Origin of the sequence: Fibrella aquatica (assembly GCF_041321135.1) — a bacterium.
Lineage (GTDB): Bacteria > Bacteroidota > Bacteroidia > Cytophagales > Spirosomataceae > Fibrella > Fibrella aquatica.
The window spans coordinates 10,954-37,128 of record NZ_JBGGWF010000014.1 but is presented as its reverse complement, the minus strand read 5'-3'; the positions used below and the strand labels follow the sequence as shown (position 1 = coordinate 37,128).

Sequence of the window (26,175 nt, the reverse complement as noted above, 5' to 3'; positions counted from 1 at the left end):
CTATCCGGCTCTATTCCTGTTTTGATGATTTTGCTCCGTTTTTCAGCTTTCCTATGCCTGTTGCTGTCTATTGGTAGGCCAGCTCTGGCACAGTTGACCATTCAGTTTCCGGCCAGTCGCTTTGTTGCGCAACGTGGTTTAGATAATCAGGGCCGACTCTACATTGCCGCTCGAATCAGCCAAGCAGCTGACCGGGTAGAGGCCCAGTTAACACCTGTCGTAACTGGTCAGGGAGTGGCTTCGTCCTGGCAGACTATCCAAATCAATCCTCAGCCGGGGGGCGTGATGGGGTACGTAACCGGGGCCGGGGGCTGGTATGTACTTACCGTGAGAGCCATTCAGAATGGCGTGGTTGTATCGCAGGCAAGCGTGCAACCCGTAGGCATTGGTGAGGTATTTATTTTGGCGGGACAGTCTAATTCGCGCGGTTTCGGCATTGGCGATAACGACCTGGGTGCTACCTCTGATCGCGTAAGTTCTATCGACACGATCAATCACTATTATCCTACCAACTTTCCGGCCCTGCTTTCATCGGGCGATCCAATGCCTTTTCCTACTTATTCGCCACTGACGGCGGGAAAACGTGTATTTCCGATGGGCGAAAGCTCATGGGGTTGGGGTGAATTGGGTGACTACATCGTGAATCGCTTCAATGTGCCGGTGATGTTCTACAACGCAGGCTGGGATGCTGCTACTGTTGATAACTGGAATGACCCGGCCAAAGGTATACCGGCCTGTAACCTGTTCTATTGCGTGGTGAACTGGCCTAATCTTCAACCATATACCAATCTGAAGCAAATTATGAGTTATTATGGCGCTACGGGTGGTTTTCGGGCCGTTTTGTGGCATCAGGGCGAATCAGAGAATGTTCGGCCGTCAACAATTCCCCTTTATGCGGCCCGCCTCGATTCACTGATCAGAAAAGTGCGCCAGGATTTTAATAACCGATCAATGCCTTGGGTGATCGCACGCGCGTCATTTACAGGGCAGGTAACCAATGCTGATGTAGTTGCTCAACAGGAGAAAGTGATTCAAACGCCCAATTTTAGCGTATTCCGAGGGCCTCTCAATGATACCATTCTGAACCGGCTGGGTGGTCAGCCTGATGTGCATTTTGGGAACGCGCTACGCCCGGCTGTTCATCCCAGATACTACCTTAATCCGCAGTCTATACCAGCAAACATGGGACTATCCCGCTTTGCCCGAAACTGGAATAATAGCTTGACCGATTCTTTTTTTCAAACAGCAGCGCCAGTTCTCCCCGTTCTGTTTGCGTCGACCAACGAGGTAACAGCCGCTAGAGGGGGGGCTTTTTCGCCAGGAGACAGTGTTCTGGTCACCTTCAATCAGTCAGGTACGTTTAATGCTGACAACCGGTGGGATGTTCAGATTCTTGATGCGAAGGGTCGGTTTCGAGCCAATGTGGGGCGAGGGAGTGTATCACCCATCCGAGTAAAATGGCCCGATTCACTAGCTATAGGTACGTATCGGGTGCGGGTAGTATCCACGAGTCCGGTCATGGCTAGTGCACCGACGCCTGTATTTAGCCTTCGGGCAAAGGCAGATGTCAGTATAAGTAGCGCGGCCCGGCGGCGTGTATTGGCTGTAAACGACACAACTACGGTGTATATAACGGTTGCCAATGCTGGCCCCGCTGAGGCAGTAGGTATAGTCTGGCAATGTCGATTGCCAACCAACGTAATAGCTACAGCACTGGCAGGTACTGTAACTGTTACGAACGGCATCGTGTCAGGTACGTTGCCTGCTCTGGCAGCGGGACAACAGCTGACACGTGCGTTCCGTATACAGGTTACCGTTAACGGAACCTACTCACTGGCATCTGAGATTAAAGAAAGTGGTAATAATGACCCGGATAGCCAGCCAGGCTCAGGAACGGGTGATGGGCAGGATGATGCAACTCACCTTGATTTGAGGGTTGGGACAGGTCAAGATACTTACGTATCGCCCAATCCGGATCAGGTGCCGTTGCCTACTGTTGTTGGTAATCAGCCTACGCCGGTTGCCAATATGGCTGATCTTAGTCTTCGCCTTGTGGTGAGCAACCGCACACCGGCATTGAATGAGTTGGTAACCTATTCGCTGATAGTAACCAATCGCGGGGGCGCTGAAGCCAGTAACATAAACACCACGGCTTATCTGCCTGCAGGTATGCAGTTTGTAGACAGTAATGATATGGGGCCGGGTGGCGGGGGAATAACAGGCACGACACTGACACTACCGGCCGGGGCATCCAGCACCAGAAGTTTCAGGGCAAGAGCGACGACAATTGGCCCAAAGCAAACGCAAGCTCAGGTACGTGTAGCTAATCCCGCCGACCCAGACAGTACCCCGGGAAATGGATACCCTATATCGACGGGTGAAGATGACGAAGCTACTGTTGATCTACGTGTGCAATGATGTAGTTGTCAGCAATTGATTACTTCCACTGTATATCCAGCGCGCTTTCAGGTTTAGCGAATGTTATGTTCTCCGATTCGGCGGCTTTCTTGCTTAGTGCAGTGTAAATTAGTTTTACCGCTGCCTCAATCCGTTTCCAGCCTTCCTCACTGCGCAGGTCGATACCAGCCATTGTACGGTTATTATCGGCCAGCAAAGTAAGGTAAGACATTGCCCCGACAGTAACGGCAGAAATGGCTTCATTGTCCATGTGATCGACAAAAGAAAACTGACCGATCAATCTGGTGATTTCCTCGTCCTGTACCTGACTGGCGATGTCGGCAATAGGATCATTTTCTATTGTGTTCGCTTTTAGTAGTTCGCGGCTCGCTTTATTGTTGCGAAACTGACGAAACAACTGAGTCAGTTGCTTATGCCACAAACGGCCCAGTTCATCTTCATTACTAGGACGTAGCTGTTCCAGTACAGGCTCCGTAAAACTCGGATACAACCTTCCCATACGTATATAATACGCGATAAGGCCCTCCAAGCCACCGAAGTAACGGTATATCAACACTTTACTGACGCCGGCCCGTTCAGCAACCCGATTTACGCCTACCGCCTGTAGACCCCGTTCTGCTAGTACTTCTTCAAAGGCGTCAATGATTCGTTGTGTAGTCTTGGTGCGGTTTCTTCTTACCTTTTCCATAATACCAGGTTCAGTAAATAATATTTTGTAACTCAGACGTACCTTTTTTCGGAAGGTCACTACTGGTTGACATAAAAGGAATTAACCTTACAGAATGAGCGCCCAATAGGGCTTTTTTAGCTATGTATATACCAGATATTACTTTAATCGGATTTTTGCTAACTCAATATTATTTCAGTTACAGTCGTATGCACTCCCTATGCTGTAAATGAACTCTCAACTCAAAATGTGTTTTATCCGATATACTGAAAATTGATCAAGGGAAAGGTATATTTATAGAGGTCTGTGAACGGCGCATAGTCCGGTCAGCATAAGGCAAGGGTATTAAGATTACGACCGATGTTCCCTTGTCATCTTCTGATTGCCATTGAATACTGCCTTTGAGCATGAGTACCCGTGACTCGATGTTGCCAATACCTAAACCTTGCCGAACACGCTCATAATTAAACCCTTGTCCATTATCGGCATAAGTCAGATGAATACGATCCTCGCGGTAATAGCAAGTGATATCTATATGAGTTGCATTAGCATGTTTCAGCGTGTTGTTAATTAACTCCTGCACAATACGGTAAAGCATAATTTCGGTATCGGTGGGTAGGCGAGTCATGCTTGTATCTAAACTTACGTGGGCTTCAATAGCACCCGTAGCGTTGATTCGATCGAGAAGTTCTTCCAGAGCAGGGCCAAATCCATATTGTTCCAGCGTGCGTGGGTTCAGCTCGCGGAGCAGGTCACGCACATCACTGATGGTATCATTGATGAGCCCGTTTATAGCATTGCGCAATGTTCTTGGCGCTTCTTCATCTCCCGCATAGCGAGCAATCTGCGATGTATATAGTTTCAAGGTTGCCAGTCTGGTACCAATCTCATCATGTAAGTCGCGCGCAATATCTCGCTTCACCTGTTCCTGCACATCAAAAGCCAATCGGAGTTGTTCGGCCTGCTGGTGCCGGATTTGCTCTTCGCGCCTATGTACCCAAAGCATAACCAGACCAGCCAGAGACATTATGAGTAGAAACAGGAAAGGTACTGTACGCCAGAAAGGAGGGTTAATTTGGATAGCTAATCTATGAATCCGATAACTCCACTGTCCATCGCGGTTTGCCGTTCGCACCTCCAGCGTGTAGGTACCGGGCGGTACATTGGCATAACGAACGTAGTTTTTCTCGCCTGCCTGCACCCAATCGTTATCGTAATTACTGAGCTTGTATGAGTATCGATTTTTAGTGGTATTCAGGTAGTCGATCGCCGCAAATTCGAGTGAGAATGTATTTTGTGAATGACTGAATTCCAAGCTAGATTCATTGAGAATAGCGTCTGTAGTATAGGATTCATCATTTACGCGCAGGTTATATAAATGAACAGCCGGGTTTGTGCGAACATTGCGGTATAAGTTGGGCCGACAGCTGTTAAATCCGTTCACGCCGCCAAATAATAAGGTGCCATCCTGGGTACGTAGCAGCGCATTTCCGTTATATTCTAATCCCTGAAGTCCATCGGTAAGCCCAAAATTTTTGATTTGACAGTTTTCTGTATTTAGTCTTGATATACCACGGTTTGTGCTCATCCATAGGTTGTTCCGGTCGTCAGCTAAGGTGCCATAAACGAAAGAGTTGGCCAATCCGTCGCGCTCGGTATATAGCTTTATCTTATTTGTTTTACGGTTCATAGCTGCCAGACCACGATCAGTCGAGAGCCAGACAGTTTGCCGGGTGGGGTCATCATGGATATGCAATACCGTATAGCCAACAAGGCCCGTTAGCAATCGCCGCCACGGAGAAGATGAACCATCGGCGGGAAGCTGGTAGCAGGCAAATCCGTTGAGGTACGTACCTACCCAAAGGCGCCGATAGTACGGCTCCCAATAGAAACAGAAAAGATTTTGATTGGCCAATTCGGATCGTTTTTGCCATCGTTTTGTGGCCAGACTTAACTGAAAAATACCTTCCTCAGTGGTGGCTAACATAGTATCTGCACTGATGGCGACAAGGTCACGCGCGAAATTTTCGGCTATTTCCGCTTGCGGGGTCAAGCCAGGCGAAAAAGCCAGTAGCTCAAAGGATTCATCGCGTGGGTGGAATAAATAAGCACCGCCAACCGCACCGACCCACATCCGCTGATAAGAGTCGACATACAATCGTTTGATGGGGTTATGTGTTGGCTGATCGCTGCGCGGTGTAGCCGTGAGATAATGTCGGAGTACTCGCCAGGATGATTGATCCAGTACATTTATACCTGTTTCTGTGCCTACCCAGATTGGTTTTTTGGGAAGCATTCTATCCGCTTTTGTCGCAGCAAATTCGGCGAAGCAACGCACGGTGTAACTCGTTAGTTGCTGATTGGGCGCACTCTGCCTGACTTGAACGTTCTTGGAAAGACCTCCAAACGAGAATACCTCCGGCACAAGCTTTACTAAACCATTAGGATCAATGTTGGCCCACACAATACCCTGGTTATCGACCAAAATCTTGTTAATCTCGTATTGATTGATGACTTGTTGATTGTTGGGTGGTGTTTCGATGGTGCCAAACAGCCGGGCCCGTTTATCAAAATAAAAGATTCCCTGCTGCTGTGTCCCAATCCAGATTCGTCCTTGCTGATCTTCGGCTAAACTGTAAACAGGTCCCAGTTTTAAGCTTCCCACCTGGTTATATCGATGAGTATTGCCCGTTTTGTAATCAAATCGAATAAGTCCGTTTGCGGTACCAATCCAGGCAATGTTAGCTGCGTCTATATGAAAAGAAAAGACAGTTTCGGGGTCACCAAAGGTGTTTGTTGCCTTTCTGCTAAAATAGTGATACAATTTTTTCTCGGCCAGATTGTACCGAATTAAACCGGTGGGGGCGTGTAGCCACACATCGCCGGCTACTGTCCGTTTAGTTGAACTCTGAAGATCATATTCCTGCTTTGGCTTTAGTGTAGGATTGATGATTCGTTTTCGGCGGGAACGGTAGTCTACAGAAACCAGTCCTTCCTGATCGCTTAAATAAAGTAATTCGGTATCGTCGGCAAAAAAGGGGAGTGTTCGCGAGGGGACTGGTCTAGTACCTGGCTTGGGCAATGTTGAGTAGAAGCAGATAAACTGGTTTTTCCGGCGATCGTATCGGTTTAGACCCTCTTCGGTACCGACCCAAATGGTACCCTGTTTGTCCTCTACGATTCCGAAGATATTGACGCCCCGAATGTAACCACGCCGATAGTTGTCGGGGCGGAAGGTTAAAAACCGGTGCCCGTCGTAGCAGTTTAATCCATCCTGCGTGCCAAACCACATGAAGTCACGGGAGTCTTTGAGCATGAAGTAGACAGAGCCCTGAGTTAGACCATGGTCAACCCCGATATGATCGACTCGAAAACGGACAGGTGGTAACAACGGGTCAGCATAGACGCAACTACACAGCATTAACAGCCCATAGAAGGCCATAGCCCACCACCGTGCTGCACACGTAGTTACTTTTCTCATCGCTTCGGTTGTTAACTCACTGTTAATGAACCGAATTATACGAAAAAATTACTGTAGTTGATGCGGATGTAAAAGCTAATTCAATTAGCCGTATTGAGCCTTCTTTTTACTTTATATTAGACAAAAAAAAGCCTTCGATTAAGAAGGCTTTTTGCAAAATGGCGTTACATAAAAAATTAGCTTTTCAGCGCCGTGTAATGCTTGTAGAAATAAGGAATCGTTTCAATGCCTTTGTAAAAATTGAAAAGGCCGTAGCTCTCGTTGGGCGAGTGCAGCGCATCAGCATCGAGGCCAAAGCCCATCAGGATGCTTTTAATTCCCAATTCTTTTTCAAACAAGGCCACAATAGGAATACTTCCTCCGCCACGTGTTGGAATGGGTTTTTTGCCCCAAGCTTCCTCAAAAGCCATGCTCGCCGCCTCAAACTCAATAGAGTCGGTAGGCGTAACATAGGGGAAACCGCCATGATGAGGCTTCACCTTCACCGATACCGAAGCAGGAGCAATTGACTCGAAGTGATTAGCGAAAAGTGCCGTAATTTCGTCGGGTGTTTGGTTAGGCACAAGGCGCATGCTAATCTTAGCCGACGCCTTCGACGGTAATACGGTCTTTGCCCCTTCGCCAATATAACCACCCCAAATGCCATTCACGTCCAGAGTTGGCCGAATCGAGGTACGTTCATTCGTTGAGTAGCCAGCTTCGCCAAACACATCACCAATACCCAGGTCACGCTTGTACTCATCCAGATCAAAAGGAGCTTTGGCCAGTTCGTAACGCTCCTCAGTGGTAAGGTCAACAACGGTATCGTAGAAACCAGGAATGGTAATTCGTCCATCAGCATCTTTCAGCGAGGCAATCATCTGGCAAAGTACGTTAACCGGGTTATCAACACCGCCGCCATACACACCCGAATGCAAATCGCGGTTCGGGCCGGTTACTTCTACTTCTACATAAGACAACCCGCGTAGTCCCGATTCTACCGAAGGCACATCGTTGCTGATAATGCTGGTATCTGAGATCAGAATAACATCAGCAGCGAGTTTTTCCCGGTTGGCGGTCACAAAGTCGCCGAGGTGGTCCGAGCCAACTTCCTCTTCACCTTCGATCATCACCTTTACGTTACAGGGCAAATTTCCGGTAGCAATCATGGCTTCAAGTGCCTTAATGTGCATGTAGAATTGCCCCTTATCGTCGCAGGCACCCCGCGCATAAATTCGTTCGTTCCGAATAGTTGGCTCAAAAGGCGGGGTGTCCCAGAGTTCATACGGATCTGCTGGCTGAACGTCGTAATGACCATACACAAGTACGGTCGGTTTGCTCGGGTCAACCAGTTTTTGGGCAAACACGATGGGGTGTCCGGGCGTTTCAATGACTTCGGCACCGTCGAGCCCTGCGTCGTTGAGGCGGTCGCGAACAAATTCGGCTGCCCGCCGAACGTCATCTTTAAATGCTGAATCGGCCGAAACGGACGGAATGCGAATTAGGTCGAACAGTTCGTCGAGAAACCGTTGCTTATTGGTGGTGAGGTAAGTAGCGAGCATACTAAAGAGTTAAAAGAATCGGCAGGATTGGTCTATATGAAGCCGATAGGCTGTCGTCTTCGAAAAGAGTTTCCGAGACGATGACGTGTATTTGTTATGACTTTCGACTTCTTTTTATCAATATCGTTCGGCTTTCGTTTCCCTGAATCAAACGACCAATGTTTTTCTTGTGGGTAATCACGACGATCAGAAAAATAACGAAGCCGAAGGCGATCAGCAGTGGATTTTCGGGTTGCCCGGATACGCGTAACAGCAACGACACCGGAAAGGCCAGCGCGGCCAGAATAGACCCAAGCGACACGTATTGTGAGGCAATAACGACCAGCAACCAGACGCCAATACAGATGGCGGCCACATCGGGTTTGATAGCCAGTGCCATTCCTAAAAGTGTAGCCACGCCTTTGCCTCCGCGAAACTGAGCGAAAACGGGAAATAGATGACCTAACACCGCCAGAAAACCAAACAGAAGTTGACAGCCCAGGATTTCATCGACCGACAACGTACCCAGCGCGCTGAGGATATGCACCAGTGAGGCAGCGGCAAAACCCTTCAGTACGTCGACCAACATGACAACGGTGCCGGCTCGTTTACCCAGCACCCGGAACGTGTTGGTGGCTCCGGCATTGCCGCTCCCATGCTCACGAATGTCTATCTTGAAAAAGGCGCGTCCGTACCAAACGGCTGTCGGAATCGATCCTAGTAAATAGGCCAGCAACGCAGCTGGGGCAATGGATACTGTCATTAGCGCGATCTTATGTAGGGCTGTTTCAAACCAGTTTCGACTGATTTGACATCAAATTTAGCAAAAAACTGGCGAACGCTTTCTAACGCTATCCAAGGGCCCGTTTGGTTGCTTTATCTGGTATTATGGAAACTACTTACCTCCTGCAACTACTTCTACGAGCGATTGTTCAGTCAGGTACGTCTGCGCCATTTGTTGCACATCCTCGGCCGTAACCGCCCGAATTCGACTGATGTAGCCGCTCAGGAAATCAACGGGAAGGCCGTCGAGCAGAATGAGTTTGTACCGGTCAGCAATCTCAAACGGGGTATTCAATGAACCGACAAATTCGCCGGCCATGTAGTTCTGAACGGTGAGCAGTTCATCGGCCGGGGTCGGTTCAGTGTGCAATCGGTTAATTTCTTTCCATATCTCGTCGATGGTTTGCTGAGTAAACTCGCGCTTCACATCGGTTCCAATCAGAAATTGTCCGGCTTGCCGGAAAGCGCCTACATTAGACGAAATGCCGTAGGTGAATCCTTTGTCTTCACGAATGTTTTTCATTAACCGAGAGCCGAAATAACCGCCAAGTATTTCGTTGGTAACCAGCATCTTGTAAAAATCAGGATGATCGCGTTTAAACAAAACCCGTCCCAGTCGAATGGTCGATTGCAAACTATTGGGTCTGTCGATAAGCTCGGGAGAGGCGTCTGTGGCGAAAGTGGGCGGGGTAATTAGGCTACCAGGTTTAGCCTGCCCCACAATGGGTAGCTGACCCAGAATTTCGTTGACCAGCGCAGTTTCTGTCAGCGTAATTTGCCCGGCCAGCAGCACGCGGAATGGTTGCTGACGAATGTGTTGATTGTAGAAAGCAACAGCTTCAGAACGCGGCAGTGCTCCCACCGTGTCGGGGTGTTGACTACGGCCATAGGGATGTTGCTGCCCGTATAGTTTCTGCCTGAAGCGCACGCTGGCCAGGTGGCTTGTTTTTTCGTAGCTCACCTTCAGGTTTTGCAACGTGATAGTGCGCAGGTCTTCAAACTCTTTTTCCGGGTACGTTGCCTCCGTTAATAATTCGGCCACAAGAGGCAAAACATTAGCGAGGTGTTTGGGCTGGCAGTAAACCACCAGGCTACCCCGATCAAAACCGCTGTTCAGTTCCAGAAAAGCACCGTATCGGTCGAAGGCATCGCTGATCTGGGCCGATGTGCGGGAGGTTGTACCCTCAGCCAGCATCTTCCAGGCGAAAGAGGAGGTGGCGGGCTGTGTTTCATACCAGGCACCCGCATCGAAGTTTACCTCAACGCGCATAACGGGCTGCTGGTCAAAAGCCACAATGTATAGCGGTGCGCCGTTGCTCAGTAGCTGTGAATCAACATGGGCAAGCCGAATATCCTGAACAGGATGGTAATCAGGGGCAATGGTACGATCAAGTGATATCATCTGATAAAGAAAAACCGGCAACCCACCGTAATGGATTGCCGGTATAGAAATTGTGTATATCGAAACTAGTTTTCAGAATCGGTGTCTTCTGCTACGCGCTGGCTTTTATTAAAGTTGAACAGCAGCGATACCCGGAATGTGTTTGCCAGTGGGCTGCCCGAACGAACAGGCAACAGGTACGAGAAATCGATACCTAATGAAGGAAGCCGGGCACCGATACCCGCCGTGGCGTATTGCCGACCACCTTTCTCAACCGATTCGCCGAAATATCCCACGCGGGCAGCAAACTGATTGTTGTACCAGTACTCGGCACCGATTGACCCGGTTACCTCTTTCAATTCTTCGCTGAATCCACCGGGTGCATCGCCAAATGAACCGAAAACAGCACTCAGATAAGGCCGGTTGGGGTCTTGCCCCGATACAATGACGTCTACACCATTTACGCGTTGGGTAATAGGCGGCGTTGGTACCATTAGTTTATTCACATCGACCACAAAATTGAATTTATTTAGCTGGTCAGCGTGATAAGTAAACATACCACCCAACCGGAAATTGGTCGGTATGAAATAACGTTCCTGGCTACCGTAGTTGATTCGACCACCCAGATTGGAGATCATCAGGCCGTAGGCCCAACTCATGCCTTTACCCGTAACCTCATCACGAGCTGAGTTATTGTAGTAAGCGCTAAGGTCAAACGCAGCTGTCGATCCTGCTTCGATCGGTGTTTGGCCACCTGCAAAAGAAGCACCACCGCCCAGGTTCGAGTTCAGGTATTTCACGTTAACGCCCATCGAAAAATTCTTGGCCAGTTTCTGCGAGAAGCTGGCCGTCAGCGCATATTCCCTGGAGTTAAACGACCCCGCTGATACGCCCTGATTCGTGGTAAAATCGATGGTACCTAAATCGAAATAAAGTAGAGACAAGCCAACAACCTGGTTTTTGTTGATCTTCTTATAACCCGAGAAGTAGCCGTAATACATGTCACCAATCAGGTCGCGCAGCCAGGGCGTGTACGAAACGGCCGCTCCTGAGTTTTGGTTGGCGTAGACCAGTTTGGCTGGATTCCAAAAGATGGCGTTAGCATCCGGATTATCGAGTGCTACCCCCGCATCACCCAGCGCGCCGGAGCGGGCATCGGGTGTGAAGTTCAGAAAGGGCACCGCTGAGTTTGGAACCCGCCCTGTCTGACCTGCCAGATTGGTAAAAGACGGCGCGGGTGTTGTCTGAGCGACAGCCACCAGACTTGTTACGAAGAAGCCTGCGCTAAGTAGCAAGCTGAAGTACATACGATTCATAAATCCGTGCTAATGGTCTGTCAGTGTGGTAGCCAATGGGCTTCGGTACTGCATGACCGTCAAAATTACGAGGTTTCTGCGTGTAGAAAAAAAACGTTTCGATTAGTCGGTAAAAAGAATCCGACTGCTGGCCGTTGCCCGTTCGCCTGTTTCGGGGTTCGTCAGTTCAGTTTGTAAGATATAGATACCTGCCGACAAAGGGTGTGCCAATCGGTTATATGAGCCAATCGTTATTGTTTTAGCGCAGTCATAGCACTCGCCATGTTGTTGAATCAGGTTTGTACCCATCACTGATATCAAGCGCCAGGTCCAGCTAAGAGGTTGCCCGGGGCGGTTGTGGGTCAATTGCCACTGACTTTGCTCCTGTACCGGATTTGGTGCTCCCATTAGTCGTTGAATGGTCATGGCTGGTTGCTCAGCAACTACAAATGCAAACGTAGCCTCTGTCAGATTATTGTTAAGATCGAACACCCGTGCGCGTGCTACATAATTGCCGGGCATCATATCGCGCAGCGGTACTATAAATTCGCCCCAACGTCCATCTGCTGAACCCGTAAAATAATCGGCGATGCGCATTGGCGCAGCTCCGTCGAGTTGCAGGGTGGGGCCCCGGTTGGCCGAGGTTTGAGTTAGATTGATCCCCGTTTCATCGGTGACCTGTAGCCGAATTGTAGCTGTTGATCCGGTGGTTGTGGGGCGCTGAACGTTGGCCTCTGTTCCTGCCAGTGTAAGTGTCAGACTAGGAGGTCGCGTATCGGTTGAGGGCGTACTTGTGCCTCCCATCAACAGGTTTTGGTAACTACCAACGGCATCCGTCAAGCTATCGGCATCAACGGCATAAGCATATACTCGGCCAAAACCGAACGTGGGCGACACATCGGCAGGTACGTTGAAGCTGACCTCAAAACGGCCTTGTCGTACCTGAGCCTGACCAGCAAATAGCAGACTCTGATAAGCCTTGTAAGCGTAGGGCGCACTTTCGGTTCCGCGTGTTTTCAGGGCGAGTGGTTTATCGTACACCAGCACCCGTACCATTCCCGAAAATTGACTCTCTACCAGCGTGCTACTCTGCGGACGAACCTCGCCCTGAAGCATGATGCGTTGCCCGGCCCGCAACGTGTCTACCCTGCCGGGGTTCAGTAAACGGTTGTTGAGGTGTGTAAAAGTTACGTTTTGCTGTGGGTAAGCCAATCGCATCGATGGGTCTCCGAGCAGGGTGAAATTACGGTTCTGAACACCACTGATGCTGTTGTTCTTCGTATCGCGCATGACGTCGCCGAGTCGAGGTAAACCTCCTTCTACGGCCAGAAAAATAGCTTTGTAGAAGGCGTCATTCAATAAATAATTTGTGTTGGCAAACACGGGACGGGTTGTAGTCAGCATACCAATGGCCCCGCCTACCCGACTAACCTGAGCCAATTCAGCCCCGGAAACCACGTTTGGGTCGTCGTAACGGCCAAATTCGCAGGTAGCCGTCACAAAAAGGGGCATCCGGCTGTTTTTCCACGACAAAATATCCTGAACGGTCAAAATCTGTTCCTGTGCCCAGCCCGTTTCGCCGCCGTGCCCGGCATAGTTGATCAGTAACTGACCTTCCTCAACGGCCCGGTTTATTGCTTTATTAACCAGCGGTGCCCGCTCGGTGATCAGGTTAGCGGGTTGCCCGGCCAACGTAATCGTATCTTGCCTGAACGAATCCAGAAACAACCGTTCCGGTCTGAATTCGGGGTGTCGTGCCTCAACGAGTGCGGCCAATCGGTCTTCATCGTTCTTGTGAATATTACCGTCGCCATCGTCGGCTACCAACAACAACTTGGTGCGCCAATCGCCCATTAATCGTTTATCGCTGGCATAGCGAATCAGCTTGTCTACTACGTTTCGGGCTTCGGCGGGCGTCTTCACGGCCAATCGGCCAACGCCAATGTCAAGTCTGGTATTGTCGCTAAACGTTTCAGGCCATTCGCCGTCCTCATCTTTCAGGAAACCGAAATAATCATCCGACGAAAAGCTGCGAACGGGGTCAAGCGATTCGCGGCTTTCGTAGGTAGGTACCAGATTCGCAATTTGAGCGGGTGTGAGCGATTTCGTTTTCCCCCGGTAATCGAATGAGGCGTCGCCCATCAGTAATAGGTAGCGCAACGTACCCGGCTGCTTCTGCGCGAAAAACCGAGCTGCATCCCGAATCGCCGACACATCGGGGTGACCCGACGAAAATTCGTTGTAAACCTGAGCCGTAGTAGCTACCAGCACCGTTAGTTTATCATTTGTGCGCCGAAACTGAGCCAGCCGTTCAGCCTGATCGCGCCAGGCTGTTGGGGTAATAATGAGCAGATTTGGCGTTGCTTCGGCCCGTATATTTTGGTTGGGAATGGCATACACCGCGGCTGGCTTACTCACCTGTCTGCCGGTGTGAAGGTAAAACAAAGCGCTGTCGGTTACAGCCCAGCTAGCTTGCGTACCGGTTAATGCATAAGCCTGTTGAACCGGGGTAACCGGATTAGCTACATCCCAAATCACCAGATCAGCATTTGCCTGCTGGGCAATGTAGTTGCCGCGCCCTCCGTGCACCAGCGTGGGTACGTCGTACTGGCGAATTTCCCGCCGGGTCTGTACTGCTACATAGTTCAGGTAAGCAGCCGCACCGCTCCCCCCCTTCCGGTCGTAAGTTAGTGTCAGTCGCAGTTCATCGGCTGTGTTGGGCAAAACGGCCTGCCCCATTACGGTTCGGGCCGACCCTCTGGGCGCATAACGATAACCGCTAATGGCGTCGAACGTAGCCGTGGCCAGCACTGTGTTATCTACTGACACAATGAACGATGAGGATGTCGATGAGATGGCCACAGCCGAAAGGGTCACAAAAGTGGGGGCGCCAGCTACGCGGCCGGGTAGCCGGAATGGCGTAAACTGCTGTGGATACGTACCGTAGTAGTCGCCCACCCAATCGCGTCCTGAATTGATTAGGTTAGCCGTATCGCGTTCATAATAGGCATAGTGATCAAATGTGGTGATGGCTGGCAGGGCGGTTGGCGAAACTGACTGCCGCGAAGCAATGCGCCGACCAGAATCAGGGCCAATGGTCAGAAAGTAAAAGGTAGTGTCGGTATACGGATTCAACTGATGCTGAAACCGCCCGGTAGTGGGGTTACGCGCAACGGTCTGCGGCCCCTGTGCATAAAACCGCAGCACATCGCCATCATCAAAACGACCGTCGGCTTCACCGGTTACCTGAATAGCATTTTCCAGTAAATCAACAGGGCGGGGCGCTGCGTTGGCTTGTGGTAGCGGTGCTCCCCCGTTTCCATATAACCTGAACCGGCGCGGATCGGCCGTTCGAAAAGCCGGGTTAAGGGCTGTAAGTGTGGGGTAATCGAGTTGATACACACCCGTACCCAGCACCCCAATCTTATACCACGTACCTGAGTGAAGAACAGACTGAGCAGCTGAACAATGAACAATGAACAGTGAACAATGAACCACGAGTAGCAGACATAACCACTTTGAGATCATAAGACGATGATCTGTGGGTAACCTACGCCCGTGATTCACTACCCGGTATATGTTATGCATTGTTCATCTGCTTTTCGTTGATTGGCATGACCAGTGCATCGGCCAGTACGGCATAGGAACGACCAGACTGTATCTCTTTACAAACGACACGGGTACGCCGTAACTTACCCCGGATGTACTTTTTTTTCTGAAGCTGAAAAACCTGACCCTCTGGTATTTGCCGGAGTTCTACCTGACCAGTAACGGGCGGCTGAGTTGGTTGTTGGTTATACTGCCTTAGTGCCTGCATTAACGCAGGTTGAGCAGATGTAGTTGCGGCTGGCCGCGCCATGTAATACCGAAGTGGTTCCAGCACATCGACCGGAAAAATGGCTTCGGTCAGCAGAGGAGCCATAAGCCGTTGAAACTGGGCCTGCCAGGTACGTCCATGCGGTTTACCAGGGCGTTTATACGTGTGATACACAGCGCAGTGAGCCACTTCGTGTACGTAGGTGATCAGAAATGCATATGGATTCAGATCAGCGTTGACAGTGATGTGAGTAGTGCCATCGGGAAATGCCCGAAAATCGCCAAGGCGAGTTCGTCTGGGCCGAACGATACGGAACCCGAACGGGAATTGTTGTTGAAGCTGCTGGCAATAAGCTACTGCCAATGCGGGTATATGTTGAGAAAGCTGACGAAGCACAGAGGTATAAAAACAAAAAAGCCCTACGAAAATAGGGCTTTTTCTGAGTCGCTAAAAAGCAACTGTAATTACTGGGCTGAGGCAGCTGAGTCAACAACGGCAGCGGCTGAATCAACAGTAGCAGCAGCTGAGTCAACAACAGCGGCAGCTGAATCGATAACAGCGGCAGTTGAATCAACAGCAGCTTCTTCAGTTTTTGGCTTGCTTTCGCAGGCGGCCAGCGTTAGAACGCTACCTACAAACAGGAGGGCGATAACTTTTTTCATGGTAATGTCTTGGTGGCTTTAAAGTTTCCGCCACAAATGTAGACACCGCCTTGATAATGTGCAATATAGAAGCCTATTAATTTTCGTAGGCCCACTATCGTCTTGAAAAAGTACAGTATTGTAATTCTGTAGAGATAGACTAGAATACGTCTTCATTCTGACGTCCGGTCCGGGCTTTGATGCGATCGTATACACCGGTGCTACGGAACGTAAGCAGTTTATGACCGAAAAAGTTAGCCATAAAGCTAAGTCCCATTCCAACCACATGTGAACCTGTTTCCCGCCAAATCTTCGATAAGGCTGGAAAGAACGGGTTAGCTACATAGTCGAGTGTCAGTTTGGCAACATACACCTGAACAACCAGCGCAACACCAGCTATAATCAGGAATTTAATGGCTTCGCGTTTCGTATTGCCCGTATCGCCGGCTGAAAAAGCGTATCGCTTCGTCGGGATAAAGGTTAATAGAGTTGCTGTTAGATAGCCAAATAGTACACTTGTGCTGTAATCTATGTCAAACAGTTCGCGGTAAACAATGCGACTAACAAAATTGATAGAAGCACCGAGCAGAGCCGTCAAGAAGAAGGAGAAAAACTCCCGTGGTGCTTTATATTTCTCTGTTTGCACGATGCTGATTTCGACAGGCTGCACGTTTGTTGGATATATGATACGGGGGCAAAAGTACGCATCGTCCGTTTGTTCTGTTGCTTTAGACCTATCTACTGAGTAAACGGGCCATTTGCTGAATAGTTATATCAGCCGTTGAAATAGCCCGGGCACCACGCCAAGTACAATAGTTACAACGGTTGCGGCAATCAGCACGAAGCGATAGAAGGGAGCAACCCGGATAGTTTCGGCCTGACCTTCCCGGAAATACATGGCAATAACGACCCGGAAATAATAGTAAATACCGACCGCTGACATGAGCACGGCTACCACTAGAAGCCAAACCAGGCCTTTGTCTACCGCTGTTGAGAACAACATAAACTTACCCCAAAAACCGGCGGTGAGTGGAATGCCAGCTAGTGAAAGCATAGCTACGGTCATAACAAAACCAAGCAGCGGATTCTTACGGGCCAATCCATTAAAGGCTTCGTAGCTTTCATCGGGGCGGCTTAGCGTAGTTTGCTCACCCACCAAAGCATCATTCAGAGGTCGGTTTTTAACAACCAGTAGTAGAACACCGAATGCTGAAATAGTTGATAATGAATAAGCCAGTGAATAAAACGCAATGGCTCCCTTCGATTGCTGCGTGAGTCCTACCAAGCCAATAAGCAGATACCCAGCATGCGAAATGCTCGAATAAGCCATCATGCGCTTGAAACTGCTCTGATAAACGGCCGTTATGTTACCAATGACCAGCGTTAGTACGGTGACGATAGCCAACACTTGCACCCAATAAGCATATACGCTGCTGGCACTAAAGCAAACGAGTAGTATGCGAAGCAGCGCCGCGAAACCAGCCGTTTTTACCACGGTCGACATATAGGCGGTAAACAGCGTTGGGGCGCCGTCATACACGTCGGGTGTCCAGAAGTGGAAGGGAGCGGCCGATACCTTGAACAGCATACCGATCAGTAACATGAACATACCGGTGTAAAGCAACAAGGGCGATGTCTGGGCTGCAATCATTCCGTTTACCGCGTTACCAATGCCGCTGATAGTGAACGTACCTGTGGCCCCGTACAGCAACGCCATACCAAACAGCAAAATGCCCGTGGCAAATGCACCCATCAAAAAGTATTTCAAGGCCGCCTCATTCGAGCGCAGATTCCGCTTATCGCTACCGGTGAGAACGTACATGGCAACAGATAAAATCTCAATGCCTACGAAGAGCATAAGTAGGTTTTCGTAGCCAATCATCATCACGGCACCCACCAGCGAAAACAGCATGATGGCGTAATATTCGGCCGGTTGAGCATCTTCATCGTCGAGCAAACTTCCCGACAAGGCCACAACCATAAATGCCGACAGTAGCACAATGCCGATAAAGACCATCGCCAGGTTGTTGATCACCAGCATGTCATTGAAATAAACGAAGGTCTTGTTCCAGTCGTAGAAGTTAGCTACTGCAGCTATAACAAGGCACGCCAGGGTAGCAGGCAGCAAAACGGCCCGCGACTTCAGGAAGCCCAGAAACAGCAAAACAATGCCGGAAACAGAAAGGACAACGATGGGAAACATAGAAAAAGGGAGTTCAACGTTTAAGGTTTAACGTCTAAAGTTGATGCTCTGCGAACATTGAACATTAGACGTTGAACCTTGAACTATTTAATGTATTGCATTAAGTTGGCGACGGCGGGTTCGGTTAGTTTCAGGAAGGAAGCCGGGTAAAGGCCCATCCAGAAAACGAATACGCAGAGCACCAAAAGCGTATAACTTTCAGAACCACTCAGGTCAGCAACTGACTCTGTGCGGGTATTGGTCGTACCAAACATGCTTTTCTGATACATCCGAAGCATGTAAACGGCTCCGAAAATAATGGTCAGTCCGGCTATCAAACCTAAATAGTGGTTGTAGGCATAGATACCGGCCAGCAGTAAGAACTCTCCGACGAAGCCGTTGGTCAGGGGAAGGGCTACGCTACCCAGCAGAATGATCATGAAATAGACCGTCAGTTTGGGCGTTGTGCGGGTAATACCGCCTAACTGGTCGAGTTGGCGGGTACCGGTACGTTGCAAAATCAGTTCAGCAATGAAGAAGAGCCCCACCACGTTGATGCCGTGAGCCAGCATTTGAATCAGGGCGCCCTGTAGGCCCATTTCTGAGCGAGAAAACACACCCGCGGCCATCAGACCCACGTGCGAGAACGATGAGTAAGCGATGAGCCGTTTCATGTCGCGCTGACGAATGGCAATCACCGCACCATACACAATACCGATGATCGACAGGGTGATGGCGAGGCTACCCCAGCGGTCAACACCGGCCGGAACGATGGGAAGCAGCAGACGAATTAGGCCGTAGACACCCATTTTCAGCATGATACCCGCCAGCAGCATGGTAGCCGGTGTAGGCGACTCCACATAGGTGTCGGGTTGCCAGGTGTGAAACGGAAATACCGGCATCTTCACGGCAAAAGCGATAAAGAAGGCCCAGAAAACCCATCCCTGCTGCATGGGGCTCAGGTTCAGCGCATACAGGTCGGCGATGGCCGAACTGTGCACGCCGGTCGTGGTGATCGGGGTATTGGCGTATAGATAAACCAGCGCAACCAGCATCAACAAGCTGCCGAAGATCGTGTATACGAAGAACTTGAACGTAACCTTGATTCGGTTTTCGCCGCCCCACATCGCTGCCAGGAAGTAAATTGGAATCAGTGCGGCTTCAAAGAAGAGGTAGAATAGAAACCCGTCGCGGGCTACGAATACGCCCATCAACGCGGCCTGCATGAATAGGATCAGCGCGTAGAAGGCGTTGGTTCGATCGTAGGTTTGCTTGAACGTAGATAAGACAATCAGCGGAGTAACCAGTCCGGTCAGCACAACAGGCAACAGGCTGATTCCGTCAATAGCACCGGCAAAGCGAATACCGCTTTTGCCATCAGCGGCGTTGAACAGCCAGGCATAATCGAAGCCATATTGGAAATCGGCATTGGCCGTGAAGTAGTAGAAAGCGTGAGCCGCCAGGGCCAGCTCAACCAACGTACCTACCAGAGCAGTTATTCTGGCCGTTTCACGGGACGAGAAGAGTACCGCTATGGCCGCTACGATGGGGCAAATAATTAGGGATAACGTAAGCATGGTTCAGTAGCTGTAACGGTTATTTCCCGCCAATGAAGGGGAGAGTAAAGAAGCGAAGGGCAACAAGAAGCGTAATGCTAAGCACCATCAGGAGCACGTACAGGCTAATAGAGCCGCTTTGTACCCGTTTTAGTGCAACAGAACTGCCACGAACGGCAAAGGCCACTCCACCCACGATAGCATCGATCGCAAATTCGCCAAGGCTGTAAAAAGCGTCACCCAGCGCACGTACCGGCCGAATGATCAGGTTCTCGTAAAACTCGTCGATGTAGTATTTGCCGTAAATAACCTGTTGTGGCAACGACCGTGCTTCTGAATCAGGCGCTGGTACAGACGCGTTCCGAACGTACATGACGTAAGCACCAATGGCGGCCAGAATAGCAATGCCGGCTGATACGCCCATCAAGGTCATTTCGGTGCCGTGATCGAGCGAATGGGCCTCGAAAATAGCCGGGTTTGCCTGCCGTGCCTCGTCGAAGAGGGGCGACATAAATTCCGCCAGACGAGCAGAACCGCCCAATACTTCAGGTACGTTCAGCAGACCGCCCAGCGCCGAGAGAACGGCCAGCACCATCAGCGGCAGGGTCATGCTGAGCGGCGATTCGTGCAGGTGATGCTTCTGCTCCGACGTACCCCGGAATTCACCGAAGAAGGTTAGAAACAGCAGCCGGAACATGTAGAATGAGGTCATGGCCGAGCCAATCACGCCTAGTATCCACATTACTTTGTTATGCTCGAATACGTGCGCCAGAATTTCATCTTTCGAGAAGAAACCGGCGAACGGTGGAATACCAGCAATAGCAATGGTACCGATCAGGAACGTCCAGAAGGTGATAGGCAACGATTTGCGCAGGCCACCCATATTCCGAATATCCTGTTCGTCAGACATGGCGTGAATGACGCTACCCGCACCCAGGAACAACAGCGCCTTGAAGAAGGCGTGTGTCATCACATGGAACATACTGGCGGTGTAGGCCGTAGCGCCCAGACCCATGAACATATAGCCTAATTGCGATACAGTCGAGTAGGCCAGTACTTTCTTGATGTCGTTCTGCAACAGACCGATCGAGGCGGCAAGCAGCGCCGTAGCGATAGCAATGCCACCGATAATGTCGAGCGTTAGCGGAGCCAATGAGAACAGCACGTTGGCCCGGACCACCATGTAAATGCCTGCCGTCACCATGGTTGCGGCGTGAATCAGCGCCGACACAGGCGTTGGACCGGCCATGGCGTCGGGTAACCAAGTGTAGAGCGGAATCTGTGCCGACTTACCCATTGCGCCTACGAACAGGAGCAATGTGATGGTGAGGATCACTTTGTCGTTCACCTCCATACCCACCGCCTGCGTAAAGACGTCGGTATATTCAACCGAGCCGAAGGTGGCCATGATGGTAAAAATGCCGAGCAGGAAGCCAAGGTCACCAATGCGGTTCATCACAAAGGCTTTCCGCGCCGCGTTGTTGTAGCTCGTATTCGTGTTCCAGAAGCCGATGAGCAGGTACGAGCACAGTCCAACACCTTCCCAGCCGATGAACATGATGACGAAGTTCGACCCCAGTACCAGGAGTAGCATGAAGAATAGGAACAGGTTCAGAAACGCCATGAACTTACCGAAACCGGCGTCATGGTGCATGTAGCCAATGCTGTACAAGTGAATCAGCGAGCCGATACCCGTGACAATACCCAGCATCAGCATGGTCAGCTGATCGATCTGAAACGCAAAATTGATATGAAAATCACCCACACTGATCCAGTCGAACAGCACCGACTTGATCACGGCGTCATTGCCCGCCCGGAACGCACCCCAGAGCATGACAACGCAAATGAACGCCAGCACGGGGCCCGCCAGACCAATAATGCCAATCAGAGAAGATGGCACCTTGCGGAAACCAAGGCCATTGATGACAAAACCCAGAAGGGGCAGCAGGGGAATTAAAAGACAGAGTAGATCGGTAGACATACGAGGAGTCGTAAGTCTTGGAATTAAGAATTAAGAATTAAGAATTAAGAATTGCTCCGCTTATGAACGAATTGGCCGTTTAGCAAGGCAACTCTTAACTCTTAATTCTTAATTCTTAATTCCAAAACTGATTTTACCATTTAAGTTTATTCAGCACGCCGATATCCGTAGTGCGGAGGTTACGATAAATCATGACAATAATGGCGAGGCCAACCGATACTTCGGCGGCTGCAACGGCCATGATAAAGAAAACGAACACCTGTCCTGCCGGGTCGGACCGGTAGGACGAGAAGGCGATGAGGAGGGTATTTACGGCGTTGAGCATCAGCTCGATCGACATGAACATGACGATGGCGTTGCGCCGGGTCAGCACACCGATGATGCCGATGACAAACAAAGCGGTGCTGAAGATGAGGTAATAATTCAGAGGAATCTGCTGGATTACTTCCGGAATGGTAGCCGCTGCGTCAGTTGGTTGCATAAAAGCTGTGAATGGGATCGTGCGGGCAAAGGTAGAAGAAAATCTATTTTTTCCCGTTCAACGTGCCTTAGAATCGTGCAGCGCCTACCGCCCCCGCAACCGCCGCAGCTCGTAGAAAATCTTTTCGATCAGACGTGTGTCATCGGTGATGATCTCGCCAGTGGCAGTTAGCCCGTTTCGAAAAGGCAATTGCTGACCTGTGGAGGTAAGTAGCCCGGCGGGGAATTCGATACGTACTCTGTAGGCGGTATCAGACGCAATCTGAACAATGGAAGCTACCCGCGCCGACACACTCCCGTACTCTTGAAACGGGTAACTGGGCAATTTCACCAACACGGTCTGCCCGGTACGTATTTTGCCGAAATTGTATTGACCTACAGCCATCTCGCCCACGTAGCTATTGGGGTGGCTGTTGGGTGGCAGTAGATAGTACAACTCTTGCCCTGTTTTTATGGGTTGTTCTTCGTGCAGGGGCGTAAGCCAGGCAACGTACCCAGCCATTGGGGCCAGCACAACGTAACGTGCCCGCCACGCATAAGCTGCACTTTGGAGTGTATTGAGGGCTTGTAGAAACCCATCACGCTGCTCGCCAATTTGCCGGTCCAGATCAATACGCTCTTTTTGCTTGGCATTTTGAGCCAACTGATTGTTAATCAAACTTGCCTTGAGCTGTTCATAGGGCAGTTGTCGGCCTAGTTGTTTACTCTCTTCGCGTTTCAGCTCTAGTGGGGCAATCACTTTCTGATCGGCCAATGTTTGCTGCACGGCGTAGTCCTGTCGGGCCAGGTCGAGGTCACGGCGTTGGAGGGCTTGCTGATCGAGCAAGTTCTGATATAGATTTTGCAAGTGGGTGAGTTCCTGTTGTAGTAAAGCCTGCTTCTGCTCGTAAAACCCATTTCTCAGGTATGCCCGAAGCTGACTCTGCGACTGCACAAATGCCTGATAGGCCGTTTGCAACTCGCCCAACTGATGGTAGTTGGTGAGAGGAAGTTGACTAAGGGCATTAAGCTGGTTTTGCCGCAGTAACATTTCGGCAACGGGCAGTTGGGCCATGAGCCGAAGCACCTCGGCATGGTTGGCGGTGCTTTCCAAGTACGCTAGAACGGCACCCGCCCGAACGGAGTCGCCATCGTGTGCTAGTAGCCGCGTAAGCCGTCCATCAGTGCGGGCTATCACTGCGCGGGGCGGGTTGGTCGCTATCAGCCGGAGCGGAGCTTGCACTACATCGGGGTAACGTACCCACCACGCCAGCCCAAACAACAGGGCTACTACACCAAAAATAACGGTTGTACCCCAGCGCACCAGCCAGGCAGGCGTTTGGCCCAACACTTCATCTACCTCGCTACTTCGCAGTTCAATCGGCGGCGCGTCAGGTACGTTTGGTGACGTAGGCCCGTCGATAAATACGGTAGGTTGTGGCATAATCAGACCCCTAATTCCAACTGGTTTTTTACCAACTCATAATAGCGGCCCCGTTGGCGGGTCAGCTCGTCGTGCGTACCTGTTTCTACCACTTCGCCCTGTTCCAGTACTACAATCTGATCGGCGTGGCGAACAGTGCTGAGGCGGTGCGCCACTACTAACACCGTTCGGCCTTCAAAAAACTGATTCAGTTTGTCAATAATAACCCGCTCGTTGTTCGCATCGAGGGCGTTAGTGGCTTCGTCAAGGAACAGGTATTGGGGGTTTTTGTACACCGCCCGCGCAATTAGTAATCGTTGTCGCTGTCCCTGACTCACGCCGCTGCCCTCGGCCCCGATTTTGGTGTTGTAGCGCAACGGCAGGCTGTCGATAAACGGCTGAATATTCGCCACCTCAACAGCGTGAAGTAGCCGGTTTAGAGTTGGCTTCTCATCGGCAACGGTGATGTTATTGGCAATGGTATCCGAAAACAGTAGTCCGTCCTGCAACACCGTTCCGCACTGCCCGCGCCACGCCCGGTGGCTCAGGCTTGAAAGCGAAGCCGGGCCAACCCGGATATCGCCTGTTGAGGGGTCATAGATTCGCAATAGTAGTTTGAGCAGGGTGGTTTTGCCGCTCCCGCTGCTACCCACAATAGCCGTAACGCATCCTTCGGGGATGGTCATGTTCACGTTTTTCAGTACCGGCTCATTACCTGCGCCGGGGTACGTAAACGACACATCACGGAGCGTGATGCCCCGTTCTGTAGGTAGTGCCGATTGCAGGCCAACGCCCTGCTCTTCATCAGCTTGGGTGTGTACTTCGTTGAGCCGTTCAATGCTGATTTTAGCGTCCTGATAGTGCTGTAAAAACTTCACCAACTGCTCGATAGGGCTATTCAACTGCCCAATGATATATTGCAGAGCCAGCATCCCGCCCAATGTAAGCTGCCCGTTTACGACCGCCGTGGCGGCCAGAAAGGTAATCAGAATGTTTTTGCCCTCGTTTAGAAACAATGCCCCGGCCTGTTGGTACTGCCCAAGGGCCATTCCGCGCATCGTAAGCCGAAACTGACGTACCTGAAGGTTCTCCCAGTCCCAACGTTTGCGGTGTTCGCAGGTGTTGAGTTTGAGTTCCTGGATGCCCGTTACCAACTAAATGAGTGAGCTTTGGTTTTGCGAAGCCAACGCAAATCGTTTGTGGTCGAGGCGGCGACGGTAGCCCAGGAACAGCACCACCCAACCAGCGTAAAGTGTACTCCCCGCCGCGAACACGCCGAAAATAGCTAAGTTGTAGTAGGCCAGTACCACCCCAAACACAACCAGATTGACCAGTGAAAACAAGACAGTGAGCGACGTACTCGTGAGGAACTGCTCAATGCGGCTGTGGTCCTGAATGCGTTGCAGAATATCGCCTGCTTGTTTCGAGTCGAAATACGACAGCGGCAGACGCAACAGTTTGGCCAGAAAATCGGAGAGGATGTTAAGGTTGAGCCGTACGCTGATGTGCAGCAAAATCCAGCTACGGATAAACTCGACGGCCATGCGTGAGGCAAACAGCATTAGTTGCGCCACCAACACGAGCGTGATAAACGACAGGTTGCGCGTTTGTACTCCCTTATCGACTACCGACTGTGTCAGGAATGGGAGTAGCAATTGAAGGCCAGCTCCTACTAGTACACCTAGCCCAACCTGAAGTAATAGACGGGTATGGGGCCGCAAATAGCCAAACAGCCGCCCCATACCTAGCGACGTGTCTGCCTCGCCGGATTCCTCGTAGAAACGGGGGGTGGGTTCGAGCAACAGCGCAATGCCGCAACGTTCGCCATCCTGAACCGTTGTGGCCCACTTGCGCTCGAACTCGGCAGTTGTATACTCGACCAGCCCCGATGCCGGATCTGCGACACGTACCTGCTCCTTGTAAAATTGGTACACAACCACAAAGTGATTTTGCCCCCAATGAGCCACAAACGGCACGGGCGCGTCGTTAACGAGCCGGGCTAACGACACCCGCACGGCCAACGTTCGAAACCCAATACTCTCGGCCGCCTGACTAATGCCTAACAGTGAAACCCCTTCCTTACCAATTTCCGTCTTGTCGCGCAATGTTGACATGGAGTAGCTACGGCCATAGTGCTTCGCAATCATGCGAAGGCAAGTAGGCCCGCAGTCCATTTGGTCTACTTGTCGGTAATAGGAGAATCGGTGAGGCATAAAAGCGTAGTGGCTTTTGTTCAAAACTCCAATGCTAGAGTAAATGCTTACTTTTATTTGAATTATTTATGAAATTATATATTAACATAAATTTTAGAGTTTTTTATTAATATAAATTATATCATTGTAAGTACAATGCTGAAAAGTAATTAGATATATTCTTGTTGTAATGATTCTAAAAATTCTGTAGCTATCTTAATACAGTTCTTTAAATTAAGACAGTTATAGAAACAGTTAGTGAATGCGTTTTAATATTGTTAATCAAATTAAGTTTAAACCAGACCTGTTCTATAAAAGATGTATAGTAGATTATTTCCGATAAAAAACAGTGCGTAATTAGATTATGCAGGTCTAATTT

Annotated in this window: 16 protein-coding genes and 1 pseudogene; 1 reads left to right on the top strand and 16 read right to left on the bottom strand. The window is 50.3% G+C overall.

What is annotated here, in order from left to right; all coding sequences use genetic code 11:
* Window positions 1–24 precede the first annotated feature (24 nt).
* The gene (locus ACAW87_RS22665) at window positions 25–2,418 is read left to right on the top strand and encodes a sialate O-acetylesterase (RefSeq protein WP_370725936.1); all 2,394 of its coding nucleotides are present in this window, start codon (window positions 25–27) and stop codon (window positions 2,416–2,418) included.
* A 19-nt stretch (window positions 2,419–2,437) separates the two neighbouring features.
* On the opposite strand, the gene ACAW87_RS22660 is transcribed toward ACAW87_RS22665, so the two are convergent.
* From ACAW87_RS22660 to ACAW87_RS22585, 16 genes and pseudogenes are all read right to left on the bottom strand, one after another.
* Window positions 2,438–3,166 carry a TetR/AcrR family transcriptional regulator gene (locus tag ACAW87_RS22660; RefSeq protein WP_370725935.1) on the bottom strand — a complete coding sequence of 243 codons (729 nt, stop codon included), beginning with the start codon at window positions 3,164–3,166 and terminating at the stop codon, window positions 2,438–2,440.
* 196 nt (window positions 3,167–3,362) lie between these two features.
* Window positions 3,363–6,401 (bottom strand): sensor histidine kinase, encoded by a 3,039-nt coding sequence (locus ACAW87_RS22655; RefSeq protein WP_370725934.1) that lies wholly within the window; start codon window positions 6,399–6,401, stop codon window positions 3,363–3,365.
* A 341-nt stretch (window positions 6,402–6,742) separates the two neighbouring features.
* Entirely contained in the window at window positions 6,743–8,107 is a 1,365-nt protein-coding gene (locus ACAW87_RS22650) for a dipeptidase (protein WP_370725933.1), read from the bottom strand.
* A gap of 94 nt (window positions 8,108–8,201) precedes the next feature.
* Window positions 8,202–8,849: a glycerol-3-phosphate 1-O-acyltransferase PlsY gene (gene plsY, locus ACAW87_RS22645; RefSeq protein WP_370725932.1), complete on the bottom strand. Its 648-nt coding sequence runs from the start codon at window positions 8,847–8,849 to the stop codon at window positions 8,202–8,204.
* 132 nt (window positions 8,850–8,981) lie between these two features.
* Window positions 8,982–10,268: a M16 family metallopeptidase gene (locus ACAW87_RS22640; protein WP_370726016.1), complete on the bottom strand. Its 1,287-nt coding sequence runs from the start codon at window positions 10,266–10,268 to the stop codon at window positions 8,982–8,984.
* Between the two features lie 68 nt (window positions 10,269–10,336).
* Window positions 10,337–11,566, bottom strand: coding sequence for a type IX secretion system outer membrane channel protein PorV (gene porV, locus ACAW87_RS22635; RefSeq protein WP_370725931.1), 1,230 nt, complete (start codon window positions 11,564–11,566; stop codon window positions 10,337–10,339).
* Window positions 11,567–11,668: 102 nt separating this feature from the next.
* On the bottom strand, window positions 11,669–15,073 hold the full coding sequence (gene porU, locus ACAW87_RS22630) for a type IX secretion system sortase PorU (protein WP_370725930.1): 3,405 nt from the start codon (window positions 15,071–15,073) through the stop codon (window positions 11,669–11,671).
* 52 nt (window positions 15,074–15,125) lie between these two features.
* Window positions 15,126–15,725 (bottom strand): SprT-like domain-containing protein, encoded by a 600-nt coding sequence (locus ACAW87_RS22625; RefSeq protein ID WP_370725929.1) that lies wholly within the window; start codon window positions 15,723–15,725, stop codon window positions 15,126–15,128.
* Window positions 15,726–15,826: 101 nt separating this feature from the next.
* The gene (locus ACAW87_RS22620; protein WP_370725928.1) at window positions 15,827–16,024 is read right to left on the bottom strand and encodes a PG1828 family lipoprotein; all 198 of its coding nucleotides are present in this window, start codon (window positions 16,022–16,024) and stop codon (window positions 15,827–15,829) included.
* Window positions 16,025–16,163: 139 nt separating this feature from the next.
* Complete coding sequence (locus tag ACAW87_RS22615) at window positions 16,164–16,673, bottom strand: GtrA family protein (protein WP_370725927.1); 510 nt, start codon at window positions 16,671–16,673, stop codon at window positions 16,164–16,166.
* Window positions 16,674–16,772: 99 nt separating this feature from the next.
* A complete protein-coding gene (locus ACAW87_RS22610) occupies window positions 16,773–18,206 on the bottom strand; it encodes an NADH-quinone oxidoreductase subunit N (protein WP_370725926.1) in 1,434 nt (477 codons plus the stop codon).
* A gap of 83 nt (window positions 18,207–18,289) precedes the next feature.
* Window positions 18,290–19,762 (bottom strand): complex I subunit 4 family protein, encoded by a 1,473-nt coding sequence (locus ACAW87_RS22605; protein ID WP_370725925.1) that lies wholly within the window; start codon window positions 19,760–19,762, stop codon window positions 18,290–18,292.
* Window positions 19,763–19,781: 19 nt separating this feature from the next.
* Window positions 19,782–21,722, bottom strand: coding sequence for an NADH-quinone oxidoreductase subunit L (gene nuoL, locus ACAW87_RS22600; protein ID WP_370725924.1), 1,941 nt, complete (start codon window positions 21,720–21,722; stop codon window positions 19,782–19,784).
* 133 nt (window positions 21,723–21,855) lie between these two features.
* Window positions 21,856–22,203: an NADH-quinone oxidoreductase subunit NuoK gene (gene nuoK / locus ACAW87_RS22595; RefSeq protein ID WP_207329876.1), complete on the bottom strand. Its 348-nt coding sequence runs from the start codon at window positions 22,201–22,203 to the stop codon at window positions 21,856–21,858.
* Between the two features lie 84 nt (window positions 22,204–22,287).
* Window positions 22,288–23,625, bottom strand: a complete 1,338-nt coding sequence (locus ACAW87_RS22590; protein WP_370725923.1) for an HlyD family secretion protein — start codon at window positions 23,623–23,625, stop codon at window positions 22,288–22,290.
* 2 nt (window positions 23,626–23,627) lie between these two features.
* Window positions 23,628–25,817: pseudogene (locus tag ACAW87_RS22585) on the bottom strand (peptidase domain-containing ABC transporter).
* Window positions 25,818–26,175 lie beyond the last annotated feature (358 nt).